The sequence below is a fragment of the Microbacterium sp. NPDC058269 genome, from assembly GCF_042881445.1.
GTDB lineage: Bacteria > Actinomycetota > Actinomycetes > Actinomycetales > Microbacteriaceae > Microbacterium.
In genome coordinates this window covers 1,275,097-1,290,997 of sequence record NZ_JBHVXT010000001.1, presented here as the reverse complement: position 1 = coordinate 1,290,997, position 15,901 = coordinate 1,275,097, and the positions used below count along the sequence as shown (strand labels likewise).

The 15,901-nt window shown below is 67.7% G+C and carries 19 protein-coding genes and 1 pseudogene; 12 read left to right on the top strand and 8 right to left on the bottom strand.

From position 1 onward, the window contains the following. Positions 1-100 precede the first annotated feature (100 nt). Genes ACFVWL_RS06395 through ACFVWL_RS06370 form a run of 6 tightly spaced genes read left to right on the top strand, consistent with a single transcriptional unit; the run spans position 101 to position 5,989 of the window. The gene (locus tag ACFVWL_RS06395) at positions 101-1,081 is read left to right on the top strand and encodes an alpha/beta hydrolase (RefSeq protein ID WP_387179986.1); all 981 of its coding nucleotides are present in this window, start codon (positions 101-103) and stop codon (positions 1,079-1,081) included. Beyond that, positions 1,078-2,490: a dihydroorotase family protein gene (locus tag ACFVWL_RS06390; protein WP_387179983.1), complete on the top strand. Its 1,413-nt coding sequence runs from the start codon at positions 1,078-1,080 to the stop codon at positions 2,488-2,490. The genes ACFVWL_RS06395 and ACFVWL_RS06390 overlap by 4 nt, the downstream gene beginning before the upstream one ends. Continuing rightward, positions 2,487-3,461 carry an LLM class flavin-dependent oxidoreductase gene (locus tag ACFVWL_RS06385; RefSeq protein WP_105528300.1) on the top strand — a complete coding sequence of 325 codons (975 nt, stop codon included), beginning with the start codon at positions 2,487-2,489 and terminating at the stop codon, positions 3,459-3,461. Before ACFVWL_RS06390 ends, ACFVWL_RS06385 begins: the two co-directional genes overlap by 4 nt. A 40-nt stretch (positions 3,462-3,501) precedes the next feature. Beyond that, complete coding sequence (locus ACFVWL_RS06380) at positions 3,502-4,329, top strand: ABC transporter ATP-binding protein (RefSeq protein WP_387179981.1); 828 nt, start codon at positions 3,502-3,504, stop codon at positions 4,327-4,329. Then, positions 4,326-5,159 (top strand): ABC transporter permease, encoded by an 834-nt coding sequence (locus ACFVWL_RS06375; RefSeq protein ID WP_105712151.1) that lies wholly within the window; start codon positions 4,326-4,328, stop codon positions 5,157-5,159. The genes ACFVWL_RS06380 and ACFVWL_RS06375 overlap by 4 nt, the downstream gene beginning before the upstream one ends. Beyond that, positions 5,156-5,989, top strand: coding sequence for an ABC transporter permease (locus ACFVWL_RS06370; RefSeq protein ID WP_167632978.1), 834 nt, complete (start codon positions 5,156-5,158; stop codon positions 5,987-5,989). Before ACFVWL_RS06375 ends, ACFVWL_RS06370 begins: the two co-directional genes overlap by 4 nt. Before the next feature lie 65 nt (positions 5,990-6,054). On the opposite strand, the gene ACFVWL_RS06365 is transcribed toward ACFVWL_RS06370, so the two are convergent. The 3 genes from ACFVWL_RS06365 to ACFVWL_RS06355 are packed head-to-tail and all read right to left on the bottom strand — an operon-like array spanning position 6,055 to position 7,909. Continuing rightward, positions 6,055-6,477 carry a hypothetical protein gene (locus ACFVWL_RS06365; protein ID WP_387179978.1) on the bottom strand — a complete coding sequence of 141 codons (423 nt, stop codon included), beginning with the start codon at positions 6,475-6,477 and terminating at the stop codon, positions 6,055-6,057. Continuing rightward, positions 6,474-7,580: a hypothetical protein gene (locus ACFVWL_RS06360; RefSeq protein WP_387179974.1), complete on the bottom strand. Its 1,107-nt coding sequence runs from the start codon at positions 7,578-7,580 to the stop codon at positions 6,474-6,476. The genes ACFVWL_RS06365 and ACFVWL_RS06360 overlap by 4 nt, the downstream gene beginning before the upstream one ends. After that, positions 7,577-7,909, bottom strand: coding sequence for a hypothetical protein (locus ACFVWL_RS06355; protein WP_387179972.1), 333 nt, complete (start codon positions 7,907-7,909; stop codon positions 7,577-7,579). The genes ACFVWL_RS06360 and ACFVWL_RS06355 overlap by 4 nt, the downstream gene beginning before the upstream one ends. A gap of 88 nt (positions 7,910-7,997) precedes the next feature. Here ACFVWL_RS06355 and ACFVWL_RS06350 point away from each other — a divergent pair, with 88 nt between their 5' ends. Then, a complete protein-coding gene (locus ACFVWL_RS06350; RefSeq protein ID WP_387179970.1) occupies positions 7,998-8,441 on the top strand; it encodes an NUDIX hydrolase in 444 nt (147 codons plus the stop codon). On the opposite strand, the gene ACFVWL_RS06345 is transcribed toward ACFVWL_RS06350, so the two are convergent. The 3 genes from ACFVWL_RS06345 to ACFVWL_RS06335 form a co-directional block, all read right to left on the bottom strand. Further along, a complete protein-coding gene (locus ACFVWL_RS06345; protein ID WP_028501117.1) occupies positions 8,432-8,689 on the bottom strand; it encodes a type II toxin-antitoxin system RelE/ParE family toxin in 258 nt (85 codons plus the stop codon). The genes ACFVWL_RS06350 and ACFVWL_RS06345 overlap by 10 nt on opposite strands. After that, a complete protein-coding gene (locus ACFVWL_RS06340; protein WP_055871358.1) occupies positions 8,686-8,955 on the bottom strand; it encodes a type II toxin-antitoxin system Phd/YefM family antitoxin in 270 nt (89 codons plus the stop codon). Before ACFVWL_RS06340 ends, ACFVWL_RS06345 begins: the two co-directional genes overlap by 4 nt. A 106-nt stretch (positions 8,956-9,061) precedes the next feature. Continuing rightward, positions 9,062-10,138, bottom strand: coding sequence for an ABC transporter substrate-binding protein (locus ACFVWL_RS06335; RefSeq protein ID WP_387179966.1), 1,077 nt, complete (start codon positions 10,136-10,138; stop codon positions 9,062-9,064). 193 nt (positions 10,139-10,331) lie between these two features. Between ACFVWL_RS06335 and ACFVWL_RS06330 the strand changes: the two genes are divergently transcribed. The 5 genes from ACFVWL_RS06330 to ACFVWL_RS06310 are packed head-to-tail and all read left to right on the top strand — an operon-like array spanning position 10,332 to position 14,637. Continuing rightward, positions 10,332-11,336, top strand: a complete 1,005-nt coding sequence (locus tag ACFVWL_RS06330) for an alcohol dehydrogenase catalytic domain-containing protein (RefSeq protein WP_387179964.1) — start codon at positions 10,332-10,334, stop codon at positions 11,334-11,336. 30 nt (positions 11,337-11,366) lie between these two features. After that, positions 11,367-12,566 (top strand): CaiB/BaiF CoA transferase family protein, encoded by a 1,200-nt coding sequence (locus ACFVWL_RS06325; protein WP_387179961.1) that lies wholly within the window; start codon positions 11,367-11,369, stop codon positions 12,564-12,566. Next, positions 12,566-13,429, top strand: coding sequence for an amidohydrolase family protein (locus tag ACFVWL_RS06320; protein WP_387179957.1), 864 nt, complete (start codon positions 12,566-12,568; stop codon positions 13,427-13,429). The genes ACFVWL_RS06325 and ACFVWL_RS06320 overlap by 1 nt, the downstream gene beginning before the upstream one ends. Positions 13,430-13,450: 21 nt before the next feature. Then, positions 13,451-14,293 carry a hypothetical protein gene (locus ACFVWL_RS06315; protein ID WP_387179954.1) on the top strand — a complete coding sequence of 281 codons (843 nt, stop codon included), beginning with the start codon at positions 13,451-13,453 and terminating at the stop codon, positions 14,291-14,293. Next, positions 14,290-14,637, top strand: coding sequence for a hypothetical protein (locus tag ACFVWL_RS06310; RefSeq protein ID WP_387179951.1), 348 nt, complete (start codon positions 14,290-14,292; stop codon positions 14,635-14,637). The genes ACFVWL_RS06315 and ACFVWL_RS06310 overlap by 4 nt, the downstream gene beginning before the upstream one ends. A gap of 10 nt (positions 14,638-14,647) precedes the next feature. Here ACFVWL_RS06310 and ACFVWL_RS06305 read toward each other — a convergent pair whose 3' ends face one another. Then, a complete protein-coding gene (locus ACFVWL_RS06305; RefSeq protein WP_387179948.1) occupies positions 14,648-15,139 on the bottom strand; it encodes a hypothetical protein in 492 nt (163 codons plus the stop codon). Between the two features lie 330 nt (positions 15,140-15,469). Then, positions 15,470-15,901: pseudogene (locus ACFVWL_RS06300) on the bottom strand (hypothetical protein); the annotation flags it as partial.

Genomic DNA, 15,901 nt, shown 5'->3' with positions numbered 1-15,901 from the left:
CAATACTGGATTCTGGATCCAAAATAGGTGAAAATGAGAACGCCCCACCGCAGCGGCGCACATCGCCGATCGCGACGCCGCGTTCAGCCGAGAGGAACCCATGCAGACCACACCCGTCTCGTACTTCAGCGAGGGTCAGCGCATCTCCGCCGTGTGGCGCACGCCCGATCATGAGGGCCCGTACCGCGCGATCGTGCAGGGTCCCGGTTGGCTCGGGCTCAAGGACGCCAAGCTCTACGTCCGCTACCACGAGGCCCTCGTCGAAGCCGGCTTCGCCGTGCTCGTGATCGACTACCGCGGCTTCGGCGACTCCGAGGGCGATCGGGGTTACCTGTCGCCGGCCTGGCAGTTGCAGGATCTGGTGAACGCCGTGACCTACCTCACCACCCGCGACGACGTGATCGCCGACGCGATCGGCGTCTTCGGCACCGGTGGCACCGGAGGCGGCAACGCCGTGCTCCTCGCCGACGCCGACCCGCGCATCAAGGCCGCCGTCAGCCAGGTGCCCGTCGCCGACGGTGAGGACTGGCTGCACCGCATGCGCAGCGAATACGAATGGCTCGACTTCCAGAAGTCCCTCGAGGAGGACCGCCGTCAGCGCGTCGCCACGGGGGAGGGGCGGATCGTGCACCCCCGCGAGGAGATCATGATCCCCACCGCCGAGCGCCGCGCCACGAAGATCAAGGCCGACGTCGACGACCGCATCCCCACCGCCGTCCCGCTCGCCTGCGCCGAGGGCATCATCGCCTACCGGCCCATCGAGGCAGCCGCCCGCCTGACCACGCCGCTTCTCGTGATCGGCGTCGAGGGCGATGCGACCACCCCGACCGACCACGCCGAGGCGTTGTACGAGGCCGCGCGCGGCCCGAAGCAGTTGATCATGCAGCGACACACGACCCACTACGCCGCGTACGACGCGTACTGGGAGCAGACCACCCCGGTGATCGTCGGCTGGTTCGACCAGTACGTGCGCCCGGCGCATCTCATCCACCGGTCTTCGCCGTCGCCCGCGATCGGCGAGTCCATCACCACCGAATCCGTTCAGACAGAATCCGTCAGCAAAGAGGAGGTCGCGCGATGAGCGTGGATCTGAAGATAACCGGCGGCACCGTCGTCACCCCCGCAGGGCCAGTCGTCGCCGACCTGCTCGTCGCCGACGGCAAGATCGCCGGCATCGTGGCCGCCGGCACCGAGATCACGGCCGAGCGCACGGTCGACGCGGCGGGCAAGCTCGTGCTCCCCGGCATGGTCGACGTGCACGTGCACACCCGCGAACCCGGCTACGAGCACAAGGACGACATCTACACGACGAGCCTGCAGGCCGCGGCCGGCGGTGTCACGACGATGTTCGGGATGCCGAACCTCAAGCCGCCGACCACGGATGTCGCCACCCTGACCGACGTGTTCCACCGGTACGAGGAATCGTCGATCGTCGACTGGAACCACAACCCCGCGCCGACCAAGTTCGACGAGATCGCCGGCATGAGCGAGATGGGCATCCGGGCGTACAAGATCTACATGGTCGTCGACACGGGCCGTGACTACCCGCACCCCTCCGGCACCGGCATCCACAACCACGGGCACCTGCTCGAGATCATGGATCACATCGCCCAGACCGGGAAGCGCTTCATCGTGCACCCGCACGACCAGGCGCTCATGGACTACATCGAGGGCGCCTACCTCGCCCGGGGCGAGAACACCCCCGAGGGCTACGCCTCCGCCTACGCCGCCCGCGAGGGTGTGATCTGGGACACGGCCATCGACGTCGTGCTGCGTCTCGCCGAGGCATCCGGCTGCCCCGTGCACATCGCGCACATCCAGACCCGGCGCTCGATCGAGGCCGTGCGTCGCGCGAAGCAGAACGGTATCGACGTGACCTGTGAGGTCAACCACTGGGCGCCGTTCCTGTCGACCTGGAACGACGTCGAGACGCTCGGCCCGTACGCGCTCAGCTACTGGGTTCCCGACGACAACCGCGCGGCCGTGTGGGAGGGCATGCGCGACGGCACGATCGACATCGCCGCCAGCGACCACGCCCCGCACACGCGCGAGGAGAAGGAGGTCGGGTGGACGCAGATGTGGAGCTCGCACACCGGCACCCCCGGCATCCAGTACTACTACGAGCTCATGCTCGACGCCGTGAACAAGGGCGAGCTCGACCTGCAGCGCGCGATCGACATGGTCGCCCACATCCCCGCCGCCAAGTTCGGCCTCGAAGGCGTCAAGGGTGCGCTCACGATCGGGGCGGATGCCGACATCGTCATCGCCGACCTGGCCGAGGAGTGGACCATCACCAACGACGGCGTGCTGTCGAAGATCGGCTGGACCCCGTATGACGGGCGCACCATCAGCGCCCGCATCCAGCGCACCCTCGTGCGCGGTGTCGACGTCTACGTCGGCGACGAGGTCACAGGCGATCGCACATTCGGAAAGCTCGCCGCATCGGCGGAAGACAGGGCGGCATTCGCCGCTAGAGAGGAACTGACATGAAATTCGGACTGCTGCTGCCGCACTTCGGCGAGGAGGCGAGCAAGGAGAAGCTCCTGGAGGGGTCGAAGCTCGCCGAGAGCTTCGGATTCGACTCCGTCTGGGTGCGCGATCATCTGGTGTTCGAACCGCACGGCGAGATGGAGAAGCCGAACCGCACGTTCTACGACGCGCTCACGACGCTCACCGCCATCGGCGCCGTCACCGACAAGATCGAGCTCGGCACCGGATCGCTCATCCCGTTCCGCCACCCGCTCGTCACGGCCCTCATGGCCGGCACGATGACGCAGCTGCTCGGCCCGCGCCTGATCCTCGGGTTCGGCGCCGGAACCTTCGACCACGAGTTCGACGCGATCGGCTGGGGCGACCTCGACCGGGTGGAGATGGTGCGCTCGAACGCCGAGATCCTGCGTCGTGTGTTCACCGAGAACGACGTCACCTACGACGACGGCATCTTCAAGTTCGAGAACGTCACGATCGAGCCGAAGCCCGTGGGCGGACGCATCCCGTTCTGGTACTGCGGTGCGACCCCGCGCTCGGCCCGTCTCGCGGCGGAGTTCGCCGACGGATGGATGCCGGGACGCACGGGCCTGCTCACGATGGAGAAGCGCATCAAGACCATGCGTGAGATGACGGATGAGAACGGCCGCCCGATGCCGACCATCGCCGTGATCCCGCCCACGTCGATCGAGGACACCCGCGAAGAGGCTCTGAAGCACGTGAACATCCCCGGCCTTCTCGCCTGGGCGAACAAGGCGAAGTTCGCGGTGAAGCCGCCGTCCGGCAGCTTCGAGACCGTCGAAGACCTCGAGGGTCAGCTGATCGTGGGCGACCCCGATCAGGCGGTCGAGCAGATCCGGCGGTTCGAGGAGGTCGGCACCGAGCATCTGGTGTTCGACTTCCGCTTCAAGTTCGATCGGTTCTTCGAGCAGATCGAACTCCTCGGCACCGAGGTGCTTCCGAAGCTGCGATAAGCCGCGCACCGACGCGCGGCGATGAGACGAGAGGTCGACGATGACTGACGTGAACGACACCGCACGGGACTCGGCGGATCCGCTGATCTCGGTCACCGGACTCTCGGTGAGCTACGACGTCGCGCGGACGGGAAAGAAGCTGATAGCCATCGAGAACGTCGACCTCGACGTGTTCGAAGGCGAGTTCATCACGGTGCTCGGCCCGTCGGGGTGCGGAAAGACGACGTTCATGAACGTCATCGCCGGCCTCGTCGCGCCGAGCACCGGCTCGGTCCTCGTCGATGGGAAGCAGGTCAACGGCCCTGGGCCCGACCGGGCCGTGGTCTTCCAGGACTATGCGCTGCTGCCCTGGCGCACCGTGTTCGACAACGTGAAGTTCGGGCTCGAGATGCAGAAGGGGCTGCGCACCGCAGACTGGCGCGCGAAGGTGCAGGAGGCCATCGACATGGTGGGGCTCAAGGGATTCGAGTCGTCGTATCCCCGCGAGCTCTCCGGCGGCATGCAGCAGCGCGTCGGGCTCGCCCGTGCGTTCGTCGCCGAGCCGCGCATCCTGCTGATGGACGAGCCTCTCGGCGCCGTCGACGCCCTCACCCGCGAGGTGATGCGCGACGAGATCGAGAAGCTCATCGAGGCGACGGGCAAGACCGTCCTCTTCATCACGCACTCGATCGAGGAGGCCATCCTCCTGGGCGACCGCATCGTCGTCTTCAAGAGTCACCCCGGCGCGATCAAGGAGATCATCACCACCGGCATCCCGCGCCCCCGCTCGGAGCGCTCGGTGCAGCACGACCCGCGCTTCCTCGAACTCCGCGACCACCTCTGGGAGGCGCTGGAGGGTGAGGCCACGGCGGCAGCGGTGTCGAAATGACCGCGCTGCTCGCCACGGGGCCGAACCTCGGCCGAGGTGGTGTCGCCGCCTGGCTCGCGGGCCTGAGCGCCCGGGGCAAGGCTGCCGTCATCGCGATCGAGGTCGTCATCCTCCTCGTGCTCTGGCAGCTGGTCGTCGGGGTGTTCGGATGGATCAGCCCGGTCTTCCTCCCACCGCCACTGGCCATCGCGCAGGGTTTCGGTGAGATCGTCGCCAACGGATCGCTCGCCGCAAACGCCGGCATCTCGGTGCAGGCGTGGCTGACCGGCTTCGCGCTCGCGGTGGTCGTCGGCATCCCGGTCGGGCTTCTCATGGGCGCCTCGCTTCCGGTCGACCGGGTGATCGGCCCGATCGCGTGGACCATCTACGCGACTCCGTCGATCGCCTATCAGCCGCTCGCGAAGGCGTGGTTCGGCTTCGGCATCGGTCCGGTGATCTTCCTCGTGACGATCAGCGCGATCTTCCCGATCCTGCTCAACGTCGCCGCGGGTATGCGCACCACGAACCCCTCGATCATCCGCGCCGCCCGCGTCTACGGCGCCGGTCGGATGCGGCTCTACCGCTCGGTGTACCTGCCGTCGACGGTGCCGTTCCTGTTCGCGGGGCTCCGGCAGGCGGTCGTGCTCGCCACGATCGGCATGGTCGTGGCCGAGCTCGCGGGCTCGTCGAGCGGCATGGGCGCGCTAATCATCCGCGCCTCGAACACCTATCAGACCGACCAGGCGTTCGCCGCGATCGCAGTCGTCGTGCTGTGGAGCGTGGGCATGACCCAGGTGGTCACGGCCATCGAACGCGGGGTCGCGCCGTGGACGAGGAAGGGCAAGCGATGAGCGTCGTCTCGGCAACCGGAACCGTCCGCATCGTGCGGCCGCGGCGTGTGGTGCGCTCGGGCGAGGGCAAGTGGACGCTGCTGCTGATCGGGGTGATCGCGGCAGTGCTGCTTTTGTGGGAAGCGGCCGTCAGCTGGTTCCACTGGATCCCCGAGGCGTTCCTCCCCGCACCGACCGCAGTGGCCGTCGCGTTCGGGCGTCTCATGGTCGATCCCGAGTTCTGGAGCGCCTTCGCGTTCAGCGTCACCAACCTGCTGATCGGTCTCGCGATCGCGATCGTCGTCGGCGTCGTGGTCGGTCTCGCCGTCGGCTGGTCGCCGGTGCTGCGCTTCATGGTCGCGCCGTTCCTGTGGGTGCTGTACTCGACGCCCAAGGTCGCGCTCGCGCCGCTGTTCATCCTCGGGCTCGGACTCGGCAGCGAGTCGAAGATCGCCCTCGTCATCCTGCTGGCCGTCTTCCCGATCCTGCTCAACACAATGGAGGGCGCGGTCACCGTCAACCCCTCGCTCGTCAACGCCGCCAGGGTCTACGGCGCGAAGGGGATCGGCCTCGGATGGAAGGTGATCTTCCCCGCCACGCTGCCCTACAGCCTCTCCGGCATCCAACGCGGTGCGGCCCTCGGCTTCACGGGCGAGGTGCTCGGCGAGTTCCTCGGCGGCACCGGCGGCCTCGGCCACCTGCTCGAGTTCGCGGCGTATCAGTTCCGGATGGACGAGGCCATCGCGATGGTCGTGGTGATGGTGATCATCGCGAACCTCACGCTGCTGCTCATCTCGATCCTCCGGCGACGGCTCGCGCCCTGGTACGACGAGCGCAAGATCGTCGGCTGATCCGCCCCACGACTCCCGACCCCCGTCTCATGCGCGACGGGGGTCGGGTCTGGAGCACCGGGTTTCTACTCGGAGGTTTCATCCACGAGCCGGAACTCGATATCGAGTACGTCATCAGGGTCGTGGAAACGGATGGTGCCCGAGCGGAATGGAACGTCAAAGCCGGCTGGACTGACGTCCCAGTCGCCTTGCGACGCTTCAGTGAAGGCTAGAGACAGCTCGGTATCGTCTGGAAATATGCGCCAAGTGCCGGTGGCGTTGAAGTCGTTGTCAGCGTCCCTGGCTTCGAGGGGGTTGTAGGACGCATCAGTAATCGTGAAGGTGCCGTCAGAGCGGATGGAGAGGGTGCCGTGGTCGTCATCCGCGGCTGCCCACTCGCCCACTGGTGAGGTGATTTGAGGGCCCTCGCAACCGGTGAGAGCGAGGATGGCGGCGATGGTAATGCTCGTAACTGTCCAGTTTCGGCGGCGGGAGGATCGTGGCTTCATGGGTACACCGTTTCGGTCCAGACGATGGTTTGATGATGCGTGGCCCACAACACATCCTTAGCATTCGCTTCTGACATGGCCTCGAATGCACCGGGGATGTGCGCACCCCCAGTGCCGGGAATACGGGTCGCGGAATCGATTGACGTGTCGTTGTTGATCACATACGTCACCTCGACCCCGCCATCCGGCTGCGGCTCCCCGGCTCGGACTTCGAGGTTGTAGGAGCCGAGGAAGGTTTCGGGCAGGTTCTGGCCGCCGAGAACTGCATCCGGGACAGTGCCCGTCATCGTGCTGGAGAGAACATTGATCCCGTCGACGCCCAACACCCATGGCTGATCACTGATCGATCGGTCATAGAGGCGCGGGGTCACGGGCGTGAGCTTTCCGCTTCTGAGCTCGTCGAGTACGTGCTCCCGTGTCGCGGCGATGTGTGCGCTGCGCATGAGGGTTTGCACGAAGATGTCGTCATCGGTGAGGACGGCACCGCGTTCATCGCCGGTCCGGAAGTGCTCGAACAGGTCCATCACCTGTTCGTTCGCCGCGTCCCTCCGGGGTCCGGTGATCGGATCGGCGGTGCAGTCCAGATCACCCCATCCGGCCGAGGCCGCCGTCGCGAGCGAAACCGCGAGGTTTCTATCAGCCGCTTCGCGGTCGACCGCGAGTTTCTGCAGCGCTGTTGCGGCCGTGCTGGCGGCCGTGAGAGCTTGCTGCTCGGCATCGAAACGGTCCCCGGGCTCGCTACTGAAGGGCACGTCGTTGACCACCCCGCTCAGCGCTGCCTGTGCGGCTGAAAGGTCTTCTTTCAGAGGTTCGGCGAGCCGGGCGATTTCCGCCACGGCATCTCCGTACGTGATGATCGCTTTCCGTGCGGTGGTCATCGCTGCGGTCGAATCCTGAAGGCGGGTGTGGAACTCCTCGAGGCGTGCGCGGAACGCGTCCGCGCTGCGCCCGATCCACGCGTCGTCGAGATCGCGCAGGATCGTCGACACCGTGTCCTGTGAGTCGGCCAGGTCGACCAACTGCGCATCAGCCCATGTTGCGGCGGTGCCGCACGCGTGAAGGTCACCCGCACCAGGGTCTCTGTCCGTCCAGTGCGCTGTCACCGCTCCAACTCCCCGATCGAGGTGGCGAGAGAGTCAAGATGGGCCTGTTCCTCAGTCACGAAATCAGCCAACGTCGCATCCACCCCACCAGCGAGCCCACTGCTTGTGAGCGTGAGTAGGCCGAGCGCATCCGACCACCCGCCAGCGAACGCCTCCGCCGCAGAAGCGACAAGATCACTCCCCAGTGCGGAGAGATCCAAACCCGAAGTATTCGTCGACCCCACTGCAAGCCCGTGCAGCGATGACGCCGACGCACGGATGGTTGCGAAATCAACGTGAATACGCGTGTTCATAGAATCCCCCCGGATCATCGAGCGCTCAGCGAGCATACTCGCTCCCCGGCAGCGACTCGCGCCCCTGCTGTGAGAAGAGGCATCAGGTCGCTCGCCGGCCGAGGTGGTCGAGTAGCGTTGCCGGGTGCCGATCGATCGAAGCCACATCCGCGTCAAGGCGATGCTCGTCGCGCCGAACATGCAGGGGACGGCGCACGCGGTCAGCGTCAACGCCGCGACCGTCGAGAATCCGGGCGGATATCACCGCCTCATCGGCGGCAGTGTCGAGCTCGGCGAGACCCACATCGATGCGGTCCGGCGCGAGGTGCGTGAGGAGCTGTCGGCGACGATCCTTGATCTGAGCTACCTCGGGGTGGTGGAGAACATCTTCCGGATCGATGGTGAAGTCGGGCACGAGATCGTGTTCGTGTACACCGGCCGCCTCGACCCGGAACCTGCGGCGGAGGGCGCGACCCTCACGGAGAGCGACGGGTCGGTGGTTCCCGTCGTCTGGCGCAGCTTCGATGACGACGCCGAGGCGCTGCCCCTCTATCCCGCCGGGGTCATGGGGCTCTTCGCTCAGCGGTAGATCTCGCGGCGATGCCCGGCGGCGAGGACGAGCACGACCAGGCGATCGTCCTCGATGTCGTAGATCACCCGATAGTCGCCCACGCGCACGCGCCACGCGCCATCGCTGTTGACGAGCATCTTCGCCGCAGGAGGTCGTGGCTCCTCGGCCAGGAGTTCGATCGCCGCCTGCACGCGACGTCGGGCCTGCGGATCCAGCTTTCGCAACTGCCGCTGTGCCGGCGCAGCGATGTCGATCCGATAGCTCACACGAGCCCCAGTTCCGCCTTCACTTCCTCCCACGGCACGGGGAGCGATTCGGTTTCCGCAGCTTCGCGGCGTGCTGCCACGGCGGCGGCCGCGTCTTCGGCGTCCTCGGCGATCTCGCGAAGGCGATCGAATTCATCCGCGTCGACGATGGCCACGACGCGACGCCCTCGGCGGGACAGGAACACGGGCTCGTGCGTGAGGTGGGCGCGATCGACGAGCGCGCCGAGCTGACGCTTGGCATCGGAGACGGGCAGCACATCAGTCATGGTCTTATGGTACCAAACGATCACACTGATCGGTTTGCATCATCCACGCACGAAGAGGCCCCACCGCCATGCGCAACAGTGGGGCCTCTTCGTATGACTCAACGACTCACGGGTAGGTCAGCGTGGCCGGTCCTTCGTTGTCGAGGCCCAGAAGGTCCTGCGCCTTGCGGAGGTAGACGAGCTGCTCGTCGTCGAACTCGAGCGGTTCGAGCTTCTGCGTCTCGATGGTGGTGTCCCATGCTTCGTCGTCGAAGTACAGGTTCGGGCAGGCGAGGTGCCCATCGAGGATCCAGACGCTGTCCGACTCACGCAGCTCCGCGACGTCGAAGTCGTTGGCCTCGTAGATGTCCAGCGCCTCCTCCGCGTTCTCGGGGAACTCGCCGGGCGCAGGCGCTGTCATGAAGTCGGTGCCCTTCAGCGTGGCCCGCAGGAACCGTACCAGGCTGTTCGGGTTCTCCTGCGCCCACTTCGTGCCGGCGATCTGCACGTCGTTGGCCCAGTTGCGCAGCGACTCGACGACGATGTTCGCGCCGTGCTCCTCGAGGGCGGCCCTGTCGTCGGCGTAGAACGGCTGCAGGGTGATCTTGTCGTTGACGAAGAACTCCGTCCACGACTCCGAACCGGGCCCGGGGTAGACGACCTCTGCGTTGATCGACGAGACGTCCCAGCCCTCTTCCTTCAGCACCTGGGCGCGCTGGAACTCGGCGGGGTCGCCGGGGGTGCCGGCGAGCACGATCGAGGTGCCGTCCAGATCCTCGACGCTCTTCACGTCGGACTGCACCGCGAAGTCGAAGTTCTGCCGGCAGTAGTGCCCGGAGACGAGGTCGATCTCGACTCCGCCGCGGATGGCGTCGATCACGGTGCCGGTCGACTCGACGCCGATGTCGGCGCTGCCGCTGGCGACCGCCGCGGTGACGTTGTCGGCGGTGATGACCTCGACGGTGAGGCCCTCGTCTTCGTAGTAGCCGAGGTCGGTCGCGAGCGTGAACATCGAGTACATCGTGATGTCGGGGAAGGGGATGGCCACCGTGATGCTGGTGTCCTCCGCCGCGCCGGGTTCGCCGTCGCCGAGGTCGACGGGGCCTTCCGGTGTCGGTGTCGGCGAGGCGCAGGCGGCGAGCAGCGTCAGTGCTGCTGCACCCCCGACCACGGCGATGCCGAGTCTGTTTCTTGTCGTGCGCATGACTCTCCATTCGGGCAAGTGCGTGCGACTCCTCCGTGGAGTGGGGCGCCTCACGCGGATTTTGGGATACGGTATCCAATTTGGTATCCCGTGTCCACGGTTTGCGGGATATCGTGCTCGAACAGGGTCTAGACGGCCGTGATGAAAATTGGATACAGTATCCCAAACAGATTCCCGCGATGAAGAGGTGAAGATGCGTGCCGCCGTGCTGAGCCGTCATGACCTGGACGGGCTGACCGTCACGGAGACGGACGTGCCGACACCCGGTGCGGGCGAGGTGCTCGTGCGTGTCGAGACCGTCGGCGTGAATCAGCTCGACCTCAACGTGATCGCCGGCATCGGCCCGGGGGCGCAGGCGCAGCTGCCCCGGATTCTCGGCATCGACCCGGCGGGTGAGATCGTCGCCGTCGGCGCGGGCGTCGACCGGGGGCGGATCGGGCAGACCGTTGTCGTCAAGCCCAACATCGCCTGCGGGCAGTGTGCGCATTGCGAGGCCGGAGACGAAGCCGACTGCCCGAAGCAGACCGTCGTCGGCGTGCACCGCGACGGGGGAGCGGCCGAGCACGTCGCGGTGCCGACGCGCAATGCGATCGACCGTCATGGTCTCGACGCCGCGCAGGCGACCGCCGTCGTGCACAGCGCCTCCATCGTTATCAACGCCGTGCGCACGGTCGCGCTCGCCGCCGGAGACAGGGTTCTCGTCACCGGCGCGGGCGGAACGCTCGGGCGTGCGGCGGTGGCCATCGCACTCGCTCGCGGCGCGGAGGTCGTCGCCGCGTCGCGCCGCACTCTCGCACCGCTCGGAGACGAGCAGGTCGTGCAAGCCTCGGGCGCCGCGGCGCTGGCGGCAGCCATCGCCCGGGGAGAAGGGTTCGACGTCGTGCTCGATGTCTCCGGCCATGCTCCGACCCTGAGCGCCGGGATCTCGGCGTTGCGCTGGGGCGGTCGTGCCGTGTTCTGCGCGGCATCCGTCGACAGCGATCTGCGCATCGATGCCCGCGACTTCTACCTGCGTCGCAAGCGACTGTTCGGCGTGGCCAGCGCACGCTACGACGACGTGGCCGAGGCCCTCGCGCTGGCTGCCGCCGGTGCGCTGCCCTCGCTCGTCGGCCGCAGGTACGCGCTGGATGACATCGCCACGGCGTATCGCGATTTCCCCCGCAAGGGTGACGGGAAGGTCGTCGTCGATGTGCGCTGACCGCCCTCGGTATCGAAGAGGAGACCAGAAGTGACGAGTACTGCATCCCCGGGCGCCGGAGCGCTGGCCGGGATCCGCGTGGTCGAGCTCGGCCAGTACATCTCGGGTCCGTTCGCCGCCAAGCTGCTCGCCGACCTCGGCGCCGACGTCGTCAAGGTCGAGTCGCCCGAAGGCGACCCGATGCGCCGGTGGGAAGGGCGAGCGACCATGAGCCCGCAGTTCGCCGCCTACAACCGAGGCAAGCGCGGAGTGGTCCTCGACCTCAAGAGCGCCGAGGGCCTCGCCGCCCTGTTCGGCCTGGTGGACGACGCCGACATCGTGCTCGACAACTTCCGCCCCGGTGTCGCCGACCGCCTCGGGTTCGGCCCCGACGCGCTGCATGCCCGCAACCCGCGGGTGATCACGTGCTCGATCACCGGCTTCGGTCCGACCGGCCCCGCGGCGAAGCGCCCCGCCTACGACACCGTGATCTCGGCCACCGGCGGCATGTACAGCCAGGTGGTCCCGGCCTCCACGATCCGTCCGCTGGGACCGGCTTTCTCCGATCTGCTGTCCGGGATGTCGGCCGTGCAGGCCGTGCTCGCGGCCCTCCATGCCCGCGATGTGAGCGGAGTGGGGGAGCATGTCGAGGTCACGATGGTCGGCGCACTGCTCGACTTCCTCACCGAGTCGGCCTCCGCGTTCCTGGAGACCGGGCAGGTCTCGTCGCCCGACTCGCGGCCGCGTCGCGCTCAGGCCTATGCCTGCCGGGGCTCGGACGACAAGGCATTCGTGATCCACATGTCGGTGCCGGAGAAGTTCTGGACCGGCCTGCTCGACGTGCTCGAGCGGCCCGACCTCGCCGACGACCCGCGCTTCTCGACACGCGAGGGGCGCGTGCGCAACTACGACGAGCTCGACGTCGTGCTCAAGGAGATCGCCGCCACCAGGCCCCGCCAGTACTGGCTCGACCGACTCGCCGCGCACGACATCCCGCATGGTCCGCTGAACACGATGGGCGAGCTGTTCGACGATCCGCAGATCGCGAGCATGGGGCTGGTGGAGGAGATCGAGGGGCCGGATGGCGCGCTGCGCGTGCCGGTGCCCAGCATCCGATTCCAGCGCTCCGGACGCCCGGAGCTGCGGTACGCCCCCGCGCTCGGCGCCGACACGGAAGCGCTGACCGGGCTGCGAGCCGGATCCGAACCTGCAGAGCCTGAGCCCGTACCAGCGAAGGAAGGGGCAGCCTGATGCCCGGTATCGACGACCTCGTCGCGATCGACGTCCACACCCACCCGCAGACCGAGGAGTTCATCGCGGCGATGGGCCAGCGCCACTCCCAGATGTCGGCGCACTTCGGGCGCGAGCGGCCGGTCGTGTCGTTCGCCGAGCAGGCCGACCAGTACCGCGACCGCAAGATGATGGCCGTCATCGTGAACTCCGACTCAGAGACCACGAGCGGCATCAAGGGCGCGCCCAACGACCTGCTCGGCAAGGCGCAACAGGACCACCCCGACGTGTTCCTCGCCTTCGCCGGCATCGACCCGTGGAAGGGCGAGGCCGCGGTCGCCGAGATCCGTCGGATGCACGCCGAGTACGGCATCAAGGGTGTCGGCGAGCTCAACCCGTCGCGGCAGAAGTTCCTCGCGAACGACCGGCGCTTCTTCCCGATCTGGGAGACCTGCGCCGAACTCGGACTCGTGGTCATGTTCCACTCCGGATTCCCCGGCGCCGGTGCGGGCACCCCTGGCGGTGGCGGCTACCGTCTCGAGAACGCCCGCCCCGTGCCCTACATCGACGACGTGGCGGCCGAGTTCCCCGAGCTGAACATCATCAGCGCGCACCCGGCCTGGCCCTGGCACCTCGAGAACCTGGCGATGGTCTGGCACAAGTCCAACGTGTACCTCGACCTGTCCGGCTGGGCGCCGAAGTACCTGCCGCCCGAGGTGGTCCGCTACGCCGACTCGCTGATCTCCGACCGGGTGCTCTTCGGGTCGGACTGGCCCGTGATGACCGCGGATCGCTGGATGGCCGAGTTCGAGGAGCTCGGACTCAAGGAGGAGTCGCGCCGGAAGATCCTGCTCGACAACGCACGCAAGCTGTTCCGACTGTGAGCGCGAAGGAAGGAGCCGAACGTGGCTGAACTGGTGATGGCCGCGGCGACCCCGCACAACCCGCTGCTGTGGCGGGCGATGCGCGAACCGGTGCCGGACGATCTCATCCAGGTCGAGGCGAACTTCGGTCGCATCCGCGAAGCGATCACGGAGGCCGGCGTCGACACGCTCATCGTGCTCGGCACCGACCACGTGCGGCAGTTCTTCTCCGACAACTCGCCCGCGTTCATCGTCGGCAAGGCCGCCTCCTATCACGGCACCTACGAGAACGAGGTACGCACCTTCGGCATGGAGTACGCCGAGCTCACCGGCAATCCGGATCTGGCGACGCAGATCACCGGCCGCGAGGTGCTGCCCGAGACCATCGACTTCTCGGTCTCGCACGAGTGGCGACTGGACCACAGCTTCGTGCTGCCGCTGCAGTATGTGCGTCCGGAACTCGACCTGCCGATCGTGCCGATCCACGCGAACTCGATCTTGCCTCCGCTGCCCACCGCCGCACGCTTCGCCGCGCTCGGGCAGCACCTGCGCACCGCGGTCGAGTCCTGGGACAGCGACGCCAGGGTGGGACTGCTCACCTCTGGCCACATGGCCACCGACGTCGGCGGACCCCGCACGTTCAACGGCTCGCCCGACCCGGAGTTCGATGCCGAAGCAGTGGAGTGGATGCGCGATGGCGACCTCGACGGCGCGATCGCCGGATGCCGGTACGACCGGATCATGGCCGCCGGCAACGTCACCTACCAGTACGTGAACATCGTTGCCGCGCTCGCCGCGATGCAGGGCCGCCCGGCCGACCTGGCGGAGGCCACGACCTCGCGCTTCGCCTCCAGTCCGTTCTTCCTGTGGAGGGCCGCGTCATGAGCCGGTACATGATGAACAAGTTCATCCGCGCCGTCGAGATGAGCACCGCGAACGTGAACGCCTACGTCGCCGACACCGAGGGGTTCGTCGACGGCTGGCTGGCCGGAGGAGCAGGGCCCGACGCGGTCGCCGACGACCGGGTGCTGACGCCCGAGGAGCGCGAGGCGTTCGTGAACCGCGACTACGGCACGTTGTACGGCCTCGGCGCGCACCCGTATCTGCTCTGGCACTTCACCGAAGCCGTCTACGAGCACGAGTACACCGAGGGATTCGGATGGCGTGAACTCGTGGAACGCTACCGCGCCGCGATCACCCCCTACGGCGAGGTCGACGACATCCCCTGAGCGCAGTCGGCTAGCCGGTGAGGCCGAGTTCGGCGGCACGGCGGGGGTTGACCGGCAGCGTCGGATCGATGTCGACCGACCGGGCCCATCCTTCGTCTTCGACGGGCACGCCGCGCGAGACGAGCGCGCGGACGGCGTCGTCGACCCCGTCGACGAAGTCGCCGCCGACGTGCGAGCCGGCGACGAGCGAGACGATCACGCGGGCCGTCTGCACATCGACTGCGCCGACCCAGGTGACGGCGACGCCCCGGGCAGACAGCGGACCGAGCCTGGTCGTGATCGCGGAGAGCCCGCTGCCGCCGATCAGCACATCGCCCACGACGGATCCGCGTCGGTGGAGGCGCCGTACCCCCGCGTTCGCGTCAGCGGCATCCGCGCGGAAGTGGGCGGCTTGCATCGCGCGGTCGATCTCGACGAGCGCGACGTCGACGGCATCCGACGGGATGCGGAACGTGCGGGCACCGTTGACCGCCCACCGCAGGCGCCGCACATCCTCGGTCACCGCGGCCAGCCCTGAGCGAGCGAACGCTCGAGGTCGCGCAGGCCCACCGAACACCGGTCTGACAGTTGACCGTGATCGACCTGCATGATGACATCCGTGAGCGATTGTAGGCGTCCGTGGCACCGTCTCCCTCGCCAGATGCCTGCTGCCGCTGGGCGCGACGGATGCCCCGTGGGTGGGATTTCCACGGGGCATCCGCCCTTCTGCGCCGGCGTCGAACGACGGTGTGAGCTGGGGGCTACGACTCCGTCGACGTATGAGGTGGACGCGGCGGCGCACCGGCGGTGCGGGTCTCCTCCCCCGAGGACGACCGCACCGCCGGCGTCATCGCTACGCCGTCAGGCGGCGACGTCGCAGGAGCCCCGCGCCTCCGAGGAGGAGCAGGACGGCGGCGAGTGCGAGCAGTCCGGCCAGCGACGGAGCGCCGGTCATGGCGAGTCCCGATGCCTGACCGGTCGTCGCCGCGCCAGAGGCGAAGGCGGCACCGGTCGTGCCCACAGGAGTCGTTCCGGGGTTCGTGCCGGGGTTGGTCCCGGGGTTCGTTCCGGGATCGGTACCCGGGTCTGTGCCGGGATCGGTTCCGGGGTTCGTTCCCGTGCCGGGGTCGGTCACCGTCGCCTCGCCGATCACGGAGATGGCGTTGCCGCCGAGCGTGATCGGAAGGCTGATCGGCAGCGCCAGCTGGGTGCCGCCGAGGACGCTGTCGGTTCCGGTGGTGGTGTTGCCTCCTGTGGTCGGCGCGGGGGTGGTTCCCCCGGTGCC

Coding starts and splice junctions, on each gene's coding strand:
- ACFVWL_RS06395 (WP_387179986.1), top strand. CDS start 101: ATGCAGACCACACCCGTCTCGTACTTCAGCGAGGGTCAGCGCATCTCC.
- ACFVWL_RS06390 (WP_387179983.1), top strand. CDS start 1,078: ATGAGCGTGGATCTGAAGATAACCGGCGGCACCGTCGTCACCCCCGCA.
- ACFVWL_RS06385 (WP_105528300.1), top strand. CDS start 2,487: ATGAAATTCGGACTGCTGCTGCCGCACTTCGGCGAGGAGGCGAGCAAG.
- ACFVWL_RS06380 (WP_387179981.1), top strand. CDS start 3,502: ATGACTGACGTGAACGACACCGCACGGGACTCGGCGGATCCGCTGATC.
- ACFVWL_RS06375 (WP_105712151.1), top strand. CDS start 4,326: ATGACCGCGCTGCTCGCCACGGGGCCGAACCTCGGCCGAGGTGGTGTC.
- ACFVWL_RS06370 (WP_167632978.1), top strand. CDS start 5,156: ATGAGCGTCGTCTCGGCAACCGGAACCGTCCGCATCGTGCGGCCGCGG.
- ACFVWL_RS06365 (WP_387179978.1), bottom strand. CDS start 6,477: ATGAAGCCACGATCCTCCCGCCGCCGAAACTGGACAGTTACGAGCATT.
- ACFVWL_RS06355 (WP_387179972.1), bottom strand. CDS start 7,909: ATGCTCGCTGAGCGCTCGATGATCCGGGGGGATTCTATGAACACGCGT.
- ACFVWL_RS06340 (WP_055871358.1), bottom strand. CDS start 8,955: ATGACTGATGTGCTGCCCGTCTCCGATGCCAAGCGTCAGCTCGGCGCG.
- ACFVWL_RS06335 (WP_387179966.1), bottom strand. CDS start 10,138: ATGCGCACGACAAGAAACAGACTCGGCATCGCCGTGGTCGGGGGTGCA.
- ACFVWL_RS06330 (WP_387179964.1), top strand. CDS start 10,332: ATGCGTGCCGCCGTGCTGAGCCGTCATGACCTGGACGGGCTGACCGTC.
- ACFVWL_RS06320 (WP_387179957.1), top strand. CDS start 12,566: ATGCCCGGTATCGACGACCTCGTCGCGATCGACGTCCACACCCACCCG.
- ACFVWL_RS06310 (WP_387179951.1), top strand. CDS start 14,290: ATGAGCCGGTACATGATGAACAAGTTCATCCGCGCCGTCGAGATGAGC.